Genomic DNA, 9785 nt, shown 5'->3' with positions numbered 1-9785 from the left:
GCCCACTCATAGGCATGGGCAGGCAGCCATGCCCACCAACGGCTGCGATAAATACGCGAGGCTTACAGCCGACACTTTGGCCAGCATGGCAGCTGGCGCTCCCAGGTAAGCCACTATTTGCCGCCGCGATCACTTTGCCGCACTATGCCGCTCCCTTTCCCGGCCCGTGTACTGACCATGTCTGATACTCCCCCTGTTCTCGAAAATGCGGTCACCCACTTGCGTCAGCAAGAGCTGGCGCAATCACGGCGGGCTTTTATTGCTCGGGGAGGCCGGATGATTCGTTGTCAGCATTGCCTGTTATCCTTGCCGCTGTGCCTTTGCACACAACGGCCTGCCCCTTCTGACGAGGTCGCGGTCTGCCTGATTTATTACAAAGGCGAAGTCTACAAGCCCAGTAACAGCGGTCGTCTGGTGGCGGATGTACTGAGTGATAACCACGCATTTCTGTGGAACCGCACCGAGCCGGATGCCGCCTTGCTGGCATTACTGACCAACCCGGCCTATGCGCCGTTGGTGATCTTCCCGTTCCAGTACGCCGATACCCAGCAGTGTCTGGACACCCCGGACAAGCTGCAGCAGTACCAGATGCAAGCGTCAGAGCAACAGCGCAAACCCTTGCTGATATTGCTCGACGGCAGTTGGCGCGAAGCCCGCAAAATGTTCCGCAGCCCTTACCTCAGTGGCATTCCAATACTGGGGATTGAGCCACTCGAACCGGGTAACTATCAATTGAGGGAAGCGGCGCACGATTACCAGCTGGGCACCGCAGAAGTAGCGATAGAAATACTGCAACAGCTGGGCGCAGCCACCGCAAGCAGCCGCCTGGCAGCTTATTTTGCCTTGTTCCGTGAGCGTTATTTGGCGGGCAAGCCACGTCACTGAAATCCCCGGCCAGCAGAAGATCGACAAGACAGCCTCGACAGCAATGGGTACAATTCAGACGTTTTTTTGACTTATTCACCCAAGAAAAGACTGATTCCCATGGGCAGAGCGTATCAAAACCGAAAAGAATCCATGGCCAAAACGGCCGCGGCAAAAACCAAGGTCTACTCCAAGTATGGCCGAGAAATCTATGTAGCCGCCAAGGCAGGCGGCCCCGATCCATCGGCCAACCTGTCGTTGCGCTCACTGATCGACCGGGCCAAAAAAGATCAGGTGCCCACCCACGTGATCGAAAAAGCCATCGACAAGGCCACTGGTGGTGCTGGAGAAGACTTCCAACCGGCCCTGTATGAAGGCATTGCGCCTGGCGGTGCCATGGTGTTGATCAGCGCCCTGACCGACAACCCGAACCGCACCTTCGGTGAAATCCGGGGCGTGTTTTCCAAGTGCAAGGCCAAGCTCGGCAGCCAGGGTTCGGTCTCCCACATGTTCGATCATCGCGCCATGTTTGTGTTTGCGGATGACAGCGAAGATGAAGCCCTGGAAATGCTGATGGAAGCCGATATTGATGTTTCCGATATCGACTGCGAAGACGGCATGGTCACGGTGCTGGTGCCACCCACCGAGTTCTTCAAAACCAAAACCGCACTGACCGAATGGCGTGCCGACATTGATTTTGAAATGGAAGAAATCACCTACCTGCCACAAATGCCGCACCCGATTGCAACAGACGACGCCGATCAATTTGAGCGTTTTGCCAGTTTGATGAACGATCTGGAAGACGTACAGGAAATCTACCATAACGGTGAATTTGAAGGCTGATCAGCCGCGTCAGCCATCGCCTCAGCCTTCCGAGTAGATGAGGCCATCGCTAACCAAAACGACACCGTCCAAAACGGCACTTTTATATAAAGTGCCGTTTGCGTATTTACTGCCTGTTAACGGTAAAACCTTACCGCCCACACCTTACCGCCCAAACCCATTCCCCCTGCCAGCTCCCACTTGTTTTGTCTTGCCTTGCAATCGTCATATTCGTGTCATTTTCAGGTCACCCGGACGTCACAAAACCGTCATACGCTTGAAGCCTTTGAATACCTGTTAATACCGATAACAAAGGAAAGATCATGTCTCTCGATCTCTGGAAAAAAGGCACGCTGGCGATGGCCATCACCGCAGCCTTGACTGCCTGTGGCAGCGACGACAACGATAACAACAACGCCGATACCAATACCGACACACCGGCCGAATTCGACATCAGTAATATCGTGATTAACGAAGTGCGCTCTACCGGCGACTACGATTATGTTGAAATTTACAACGCCGGATCTGAATCCTATACCTTCGCCGACGGCGAATGGGGTCTCTTGGATGGCGACAGCAGCCATACCGCCATTGCGATTCCAGCCGGTACTGAAATTGCCGCCGGTGGCTACCTGCTGGTACTGACCGATGCAACTGAACTGCCAGCGACCGTTACCAGCGCCGTATTGGGCGGAGCCGATGGCTTTGGTCTGGGCAAGGGCGATACGGCCAACCTGCTGTATCAAGGTACAGCTCACGACAGCTATAGCTGGACTGACGGCGAACACGCCGACACTCTTGGCCGCTACCCGGACGGCGGCGATTGGGCTGAAGGTGCCATGAGTGCTACTCCCACCGCCGCCAATACCGCACCGGCCGCCGCTGAAGAAGAAGAGCCAGTCACCGCTGTCGCCACCGATATCTTCATCAACGAAGTGCGCACCAAAGGTGACTTTGACTTTGTTGAACTCTACAACAGCGCCGATGCCGAGTTTACCTTTACTGGTACTGACTGGACGCTGCTCGACAGTGACGATACCCATACCCCGGTGACCATCCCTGATGGCACTGTTATTGCCGCCAAAGGGTTCCTGGTCATCATGCCGAATGAAACGACACAAGTAGACGGTGCGCCAGCTGCCATTGTTGCCGCAGCGGATCAAGACTTCGGTCTCGGCAAAGGCGACACCATTCGTCTGTTCTATCAAGGTAATCTGGCCGACGACTACACAGTCACTGCCGATACCCACGCCAACAGCGCCGGTCGCCTGCCCGATGGTGGAGACTGGGCCACCGGTGACATCTACGCCACCCCAGGTGAAACCAACCTCGCCGCCAGCCCTGCTGAACTGGCCGTTACCACACTGTTTTTCGATGGTCTGAACGATCAGGAAGCAGCGCTGGAAGCTGAAGGGTTCCGTGTCTTTGGCCCTGGCGCCGATCTGGCCACGGATGTGGAACCGGAATACGTCGCCATCAGTGCCGATGACACCACAGCCTGGGTCTCGCTGCAGGAAAACAACGGACTGGCGGTGATTGACCTGACCGTCGATGCCGAAGCCATCACCAAAATCCTGCCGTTGGGTCTGCAAGACTACGGTCTCGAAGCCAATGCCATGAATGCCTCCGACAAGGAAGCAGGCACCGCGCTGACCGCTTACGCCAACGTCAAGGGCTTCTTTATGCCGGACGCCATCACCACCTTCGAAGACAATGGCACCCATTATGTCATCAGCGCCAACGAAGGCGACGCACGCGACTACGACGGTTTCTCAGAAGAAGCCCGAGTCGATGACCTGACACTGAATACAACCGCGTTCCCGGACGCTGCGACCTTGCAAGGTGAAACCGTGCTGGGACGTCTGAAAACCACCCTTAACCCGTTCTCCGACGAAGCCGTTGCTACCGACATCGAAACCATCTATGCCTATGGTGGCCGTTCCTTCAGTATCTGGAATGGTGAAACCGGCGAACAGGTGTTCGACAGTGGCAACGATCTGGCCGAAATGACCATTGCCGCCGGTATTTACCCGGATGGCCGCTCCGACGACAAGGGCAGCGAACCGGAATCCGTCACCACCGGTATGGTGAATGGCCTGCGTTATGCCTTTATTGGCATGGAACGCGCCAGTGCGATTGCGGTGTACGACATTTCTGATATCAGTGCACCAGAACAGCTACAACTGCTAACCCACGAGGGTGACGAAGCACCGGAAGGCCTGCTGTTCCTCGATTCGGATAGCGTCAGCGAGTTCGGTTTCGCCGCCGCGCTGGTCACCGCCAACGAAGTCAGCGGCACCCTGTCCCTGTATGCAGTGCCCGCTGTCGCCGCTGCGGATAGCGCCAAACCTGTTTTCAGCCACCAGTACACCGTGACAATTGAAGGCGGTGAACGCGCATCAGAAATCGTCGCCTACGACAGCACCCTGCACAAACTGTATGTCGTTAACAACGGTGCGATCAGTGATGGCCCCCGTGTTGATATCGTGACTCTGAGCGACACTGGCCTGGCAGTCACCGGGGCGATCAACCTGGCCGCTTACGGCGCTGGTGTGAACAGCGTAGCAGTCAAGAACGGCAAGCTGGCAGTCGCGATGGAAGCCAACGACAAGCAGGCCTTCGGTACTGTAGCGGTATTTAATACCAGCGACGACAGCATCTATGGTTATGCCCGCGTCGGTTCTCTGCCCGACATGGTGGCCTTCAGCCATGATGGCAGCTTTATCATGACCGCTAACGAAGGCGAACCAAGTAGCGACTACCTGCGGGATGCCAAAGGTTCGGTGTCTATTATCCGTTTGAACTGAGAAACCCGCCGGGTTGATGGCGTGAGGGTGTCAGCCCGGCAGGCAATATGAGCAAGGATGCCGGAGCCATAAACCAGGGATAAGACCCAAAGAGAAACAAGAACCACAACGGGAGCCAAGGCTCCCGTTTTTTATAGGCGGATTATGAGTATTCTGGATCAACTGCAAGCGCAGCCCGGATGACAATCAGGGAATCGCTTTTCACATGCTCACCGTTTAATGCGATCGTTTAATGCGGCAGGATGCCCGCATCTGCTTTTGCTATTGCAACCGATCCAGCGGGCTTTCTGTACCCGCGAAATGCTGGCCGATCACGTGGGTATATATCTGTGTGGTTGACACATCTGAATGCCCCAACAACTCCTGTACGGTGCGAATATCCAGGCCGGAGCATAACAGCTCGGTTGCAAAACTGTGCCTGAAGGTATGGCAGCTTACTTTTTTTGCAATACCACTGTTTGCTACGGCGATTTTCAGTGCTTTACGCGGAACAAAAATACCAGAGCATTCAAGGCAACTCGCTGGCTATTCTATGACTCATGCTGGCGATGACACCTGTTGGTCAGACGCCAGGTGATCCAGAAAACCCATGACCTCAACAGGCCCCATTGCATTCGGGTGCTGGCGTTGATGAAAGCGTATGTAGGCCTTGATCCAGTAGAGGTAAGTTTTTTCTGTTCGAAGGCTGTATCCATTCAGCCTCATGAAACGCGAGATCTGATTCAAAAACGGACGTTTACCCATGGTTCTACTCCTCCCGAAAAAACTGTATGTATGAACAGCATTATCAAATCGAAGAGAAAATCCATGCTCGTATTTCCAGAGAGGTTGCGCATTTTTTCGGTTGCTGTTAGCGTAACCTCATGAAGTTCAATGGTTTTGCGCTTTTGGCGCAAAATTAATGCGCACGTTAAAACAGAAAAACGCGCATGCGCATGAATAAACGGTTAAATGTATCGAGGGCATATACCAGACTTCTTAGATAAAGCATTAGAAACTATAAAGTTACCGATAAAACATATTTGGATTTTAGCAGTATTCTCGGGCTTAGTTGTATTTTTACCAGAAGAGTATTCTTCAAAATTGGGGTTGGCTGATTTTGCGAAAGATTACCGCCCTTATATCGGCGCAACTTTTATTTTTAGTTCTTGCTTAGTGGTTGCGGAGCTATTAAAACGGGGAGCTTATTTTTTTAAAGCACGGAAAGAAAAAGCCAAAGATTTTGAGTTTTTAATTAGCGCATTACCTAAGTTAGATTTCCATGAAAAGGCCGTCCTGAGAGAATTTTATATTCAGAAAAGAAATACTCTTCAGCTTCCCATTGATAACGCAGTTATTGCTGGGATGAGAAAATCAAGGCTACTTGTACTGGCAGGGGATATGGGCGAACGCTCTTTAGCTGGAACACTAATGCCGATGCAAGTGAACCCCCAAATCGAAGCCTATTTATCCAGTAATGTCATCGGGCTTCCTGACACTGCTGAGCCAACAGAAGATGAGGTTTATTGGGTGCAAACCAACCGTCCATCATTTATGGCAGAAATAGAACGGCACAATAAAATATTCCACCGTCACTAAAAAAACATTTAACAAGTGGGTCAATGCGACTCCAAAACCTGCGGTTTTTCCGCACATAACCCAAGCGTTATGCGGCGTTATGCGTTTTGACAGTGTTGCGCAACACGCTGCAATCTGAATATGATTAAATCCTTCAAGCACAAAGGCCTGAAAAAGTTCTATAAAACCGGAACTAAGAAAGGTATTCAAGCTGCTCACGTCACCAAACTAAGAATGCAGCTTGCGGCCTTAGATACTGCTCATTGTATTGAGGATTTGGATATCCCTGGTTACCAGCTGCATCAGTTAAAAGGTAGCCGAAAGGGTCTGTGGTCAATTATTGTCAATGGTAACTGGCGTGTAACTTTCGAGTGAGGGTGATGATACCTCTGATATCAGTGCACCCTGTCCTTGTATACCGTACTGGCTGTCGCCCCTGCGGCTAGTGCCAAAGCTGTTTCAGCCGCGACGACGATCCTGCTTTAGCATCGTGATCACGTTGGCCACATCCGGGCGCTTACCGCGCCAGACGTAAAATGATTCAGCGGCCTGTCCTACCAACATCCCCAGACCGTCAATGGTCTGTGCGGCCCCGAGGGCACTGGTCCAGGCATTAAAGACGGTTGGCTGTGCGCCGTACATCATGTCATAGGTCACGGTATTGGCCGCCACCAGCGTATCAGCCAGAGGTGGCAGATCGCCCCCCAGGCTGGCGGAGGTGCCATTGATGATCAGATCGAAAGGCCCGCTCAGATCGGCAAAGGTGCTGGCGCGGATCGCCCCCAGATCGCTGAAGTCCGCAGCCAGTTGCTCGGCCTTGCTTTGCGTCCGGTTGGCAATCACCAGTTCGGCAGGCATTTCTTCCAGCAGCGGTTGCAACACACCACGGGCAGCTCCACCGGCACCTAGCAGCAAGATACGGCGATTCGCCAGCGGCACACTGTGGCGTTTCAGATCCAGTACCAGACCAGCGCCATCGGTGTTATCTCCTAACAAGGAACCATCTGGCCGTTTTTTCAGTGTATTAACTGCCCCCGCCCGTTTGGCGCGGTCGGTATAGTCATCGGCCAACCGGTAGGCATCTTCCTTGAACGGTACGGTAATATTCAAACCGCAACCGCCTCCATGCTCAAAAAACAGCCGGGCTTGGTGCTCGAAGCCATCCAGTGGCAACAACAAAGCGGTGTATAGAATATCTTCACCGGTTTGCGCCGCAAACGCGGTATGTATCGCCGGTGACTTGCTGTGACCTATGGGGTTACCGACGACGGCGTAACGATCTGTCATGCGTGTGCTCCTGCGTATTCTCGTGCTCAGACCCAGTCTTTGTGGGGCAAAAAATCAGTGTATAAACGGGACTCAGCCGACCCGGCCTCTGGCTGCCAGTCGTAATCCCAATGCACCACCGGTGGCAAGGACATCAGAATCGATTCGGTACGGCCACCGGTTTGCAGACCAAAAATAGTACCCCGATCAAACACCAGATTAAATTCGACATACCGCCCACGGCGATAGCACTGGAACTTGCGCTCACGCTCCCCCCAGGACTGGGCTTTGCGGCGCGCCACAATCGGCACATAGGCATCGATAAAGCCATTCCCCACCGCCTGCATAAAGGCAAAACTCCGGGCAAAATCCTGCGCACCATCCCACTCATTCAGATCATCAAAAAACAACCCGCCAACCCCGCGAGTTTCGTTACGATGCTTAAGAAAAAAGTACTCGTCACACCACTGTTTGTATGTCGGGAAGACCTCATCACCGAAGGGTGCGCACAGGTCTTTGGCGGTCTGGTGCCAATGCACCACATCCTCTTCGTAAGGATAGAAGGGAGTCAGGTCAAAACCACCGCCAAACCACCAGACCGGCGCTTCACCGGCTTTTTCGGCCACAAACAGCCGCACGTTGGCATGTGATGTAGGAACGTAGGGGTTTTCAGGGTGAATCACTAACGAGACACCCAAGGCCTGAAAACTGCGCCCGGCCAGCTCCGGTCGATTAGCGGTAGCGGAGCCAGGCAAGGTTTGCCCGCGCACATGGGAAAAATTGACGCCGCCTTTTTCGATGACCGCGCCGTTGGTGATCACTCGGGTACGGCCACCGCCGAGCAACTGCAAGGCACCCTCTGCTTCATCCCGCTCCCAGTTATCTTCACTGAAGCGGGCCTTGCCATCCTGCTGCTCCAGCGCAGCACAGATACGATCCTGCAAGTCGAGCAAAAAACGTTTGACTGCGGCAACGTCGCAGCGGCTGTGATCGGTCATATCGGCTCCAGTCGATCAGGACGCATCAACGCAGACGCGCACCGTCCAGTGTTCGGATTTCAGAAGGTTGGCAACGGCCGCCCAAGACACCAGGCAGCAGATAATCCAGTTCGTCGGCAAAATACTGCCGGACTTTCAGTGCTGTACGCGCAGGGTCGGCCCCGGCAGGGTTGGCCGAGGTCGACACCAGCGGCCCGACTTGCTGGCACAAGGCCGACACCAGCGGATGATCAGAAATACGCACCGCCAGCGATGAATGCGTCCCTCGCAGCAACGGGCTAACCTCATCCCGGCAAGGCAACACCCAGGACACCGGCCCCGGCCAGCTGGCACGCACCTGCGCTTCGTCTACACCGCTTAACGGCAACAACCAGTTTTCCAGCTGCGACAGCGAGGCGGCCACCACCACCAGCCCTTTTTGCCATGGCCGCTGTTTTAAGGCCAACACCCGCTCAATCGCACGCTCATCTGCCGGATGACAACCCAGACCCCAGACCGCTTCGGTAGGGTAAGCAATAACACCGCCCGAGTTAATCGCACGGCAAGCCTGCTGCAAATGCCAGGCATTGAGGTAAAAAGACAAAGTGGAGTTCCTGCAAGGTAATTGGCCGAACCCTACCCCATCACCGGAAACTCGACAAGCATCAGCCAGCGCAACGCGTTTAGTGGCTTGATTGAGAGCAGATTGTTTTGCTGTTGGGTATCCTTGCGCTTTTGTCGGTATGGACTTATCGGCCCGCAAAAATGATCACGAGTGCGTATGGCGCGCAGGACTCTTAAACGCTGTGTTAGTTGTCCTTCCCTTATGCTAGTGCTAACGTTTGTACGCACATTAATTTGGGAGCAACTCATGGATACCAGAATTCAATTTCGTGTTGATGACGAAATTAAACGCTTGGCTCAGCAAATGGCTGAGAGCCAAGGTCGCACACTCAGCGATGCTTGCCGAGAACTCACTGAGCAAATGGCAGAGCAACAAAGAAAAGCATTATCTCATGACGCTTGGTTAACTGAACAAGTAAACCTAGCATTTGAGAAATTTGACTCAGGAAAAACTTTATTCATCGACCATGAAACAGCAAAAACGAGAATAGCTGAACGAAAGGCTAAAATTCGCAGCCGGGATCAATAATGATTTTATGGGAAGAAGAGTCGCTGAATGATCGTGAGAAGATCTTTGAGTTTCTTTATGACTTTAACCCTGACGTCGCTGAAAAAACTGACGACATCCTTGAAGCTAAAGTAGTAAATCTACTTGAACAACCTTTACTGGGTGTTCAACGTGATGGCATTAGAGGACGGCTGCTTCTTATCCCCGACATTTTAATGATCGTTTCCTACGGGATTGAAGGTAAACGCTCAAACAACCCCATCTACCGATTTAAATAACGGCCGCTTTCATATTCTCAGGCAGCAGTTTTTCGATGTCTTCCACGGTTTCGCATAACGGCAACTGGGCAAACACTCTCCG

11 protein-coding genes and 1 pseudogene are annotated in these 9785 nt (G+C 53.2%); 7 read left to right on the top strand and 5 right to left on the bottom strand.

The features are described 5' to 3' along the window. Positions 1-177 precede the first annotated feature (177 nt). The 3 genes from WG929_RS14425 (at position 178) to WG929_RS14415 (ending at position 4493) form a co-directional block, all read left to right on the top strand. Complete coding sequence (locus WG929_RS14425; RefSeq protein WP_416206619.1) at positions 178-885, top strand: tRNA-uridine aminocarboxypropyltransferase; 708 nt, start codon at positions 178-180, stop codon at positions 883-885. A gap of 99 nt (positions 886-984) precedes the next feature. Next, positions 985-1707 carry a YebC/PmpR family DNA-binding transcriptional regulator gene (locus WG929_RS14420; RefSeq protein ID WP_416206618.1) on the top strand — a complete coding sequence of 241 codons (723 nt, stop codon included), beginning with the start codon at positions 985-987 and terminating at the stop codon, positions 1705-1707. A 302-nt stretch (positions 1708-2009) separates the two neighbouring features. Beyond that, positions 2010-4493, top strand: coding sequence for a choice-of-anchor I family protein (locus tag WG929_RS14415; protein ID WP_416206617.1), 2484 nt, complete (start codon positions 2010-2012; stop codon positions 4491-4493). A gap of 261 nt (positions 4494-4754) precedes the next feature. Here the strand turns inward: WG929_RS14415 and WG929_RS14410 are convergent. Beyond that, positions 4755-4982: pseudogene (locus WG929_RS14410) on the bottom strand (tyrosine-type recombinase/integrase); the annotation flags it as partial. A gap of 48 nt (positions 4983-5030) precedes the next feature. Next, positions 5031-5237 carry a site-specific integrase gene (locus WG929_RS14405; RefSeq protein ID WP_416206616.1) on the bottom strand — a complete coding sequence of 69 codons (207 nt, stop codon included), beginning with the start codon at positions 5235-5237 and terminating at the stop codon, positions 5031-5033. Positions 5238-5444: 207 nt separating this feature from the next. Here WG929_RS14405 and WG929_RS14400 point away from each other — a divergent pair, with 207 nt between their 5' ends. After that, positions 5445-6071, top strand: coding sequence for a superinfection exclusion B family protein (locus tag WG929_RS14400; protein ID WP_416206615.1), 627 nt, complete (start codon positions 5445-5447; stop codon positions 6069-6071). 120 nt (positions 6072-6191) lie between these two features. After that, positions 6192-6425, top strand: a complete 234-nt coding sequence (locus tag WG929_RS14395; RefSeq protein WP_416206614.1) for a type II toxin-antitoxin system RelE/ParE family toxin — start codon at positions 6192-6194, stop codon at positions 6423-6425. An 84-nt stretch (positions 6426-6509) separates the two neighbouring features. Here WG929_RS14395 and aroE read toward each other — a convergent pair whose 3' ends face one another. Genes aroE through tsaC form a run of 3 tightly spaced genes read right to left on the bottom strand, consistent with a single transcriptional unit; the run spans position 6510 to position 8897 of the window. Continuing rightward, entirely contained in the window at positions 6510-7337 is an 828-nt protein-coding gene (gene aroE / locus WG929_RS14390) for a shikimate dehydrogenase (RefSeq protein WP_416206613.1), read from the bottom strand. A 26-nt stretch (positions 7338-7363) separates the two neighbouring features. Next, a complete protein-coding gene (gene hemF / locus WG929_RS14385; protein WP_416206612.1) occupies positions 7364-8314 on the bottom strand; it encodes an oxygen-dependent coproporphyrinogen oxidase in 951 nt (316 codons plus the stop codon). 25 nt (positions 8315-8339) lie between these two features. After that, on the bottom strand, positions 8340-8897 hold the full coding sequence (gene tsaC, locus WG929_RS14380; protein WP_416206611.1) for an L-threonylcarbamoyladenylate synthase type 1 TsaC: 558 nt from the start codon (positions 8895-8897) through the stop codon (positions 8340-8342). 267 nt (positions 8898-9164) lie between these two features. Between tsaC and WG929_RS14375 the strand changes: the two genes are divergently transcribed. Both WG929_RS14375 and WG929_RS14370 read left to right on the top strand, forming a co-directional pair. Further along, positions 9165-9446 carry a type II toxin-antitoxin system RelB/DinJ family antitoxin gene (locus WG929_RS14375; protein WP_369856238.1) on the top strand — a complete coding sequence of 94 codons (282 nt, stop codon included), beginning with the start codon at positions 9165-9167 and terminating at the stop codon, positions 9444-9446. Continuing rightward, positions 9446-9703, top strand: coding sequence for a type II toxin-antitoxin system RelE/ParE family toxin (locus WG929_RS14370; RefSeq protein WP_416206610.1), 258 nt, complete (start codon positions 9446-9448; stop codon positions 9701-9703). The genes WG929_RS14375 and WG929_RS14370 overlap by 1 nt, the downstream gene beginning before the upstream one ends. The last annotated feature ends 82 nt before the right edge of the window (positions 9704-9785 follow it).

This window comes from Oceanobacter antarcticus, from assembly GCF_044962685.1.
Taxonomy (GTDB): Bacteria; Pseudomonadota; Gammaproteobacteria; order Pseudomonadales; family Oceanobacteraceae; genus Oceanobacter; species Oceanobacter antarcticus.
Note: the sequence above shows the minus strand (reverse complement) of the source record. Positions and strands in the feature narration are given on the sequence as shown.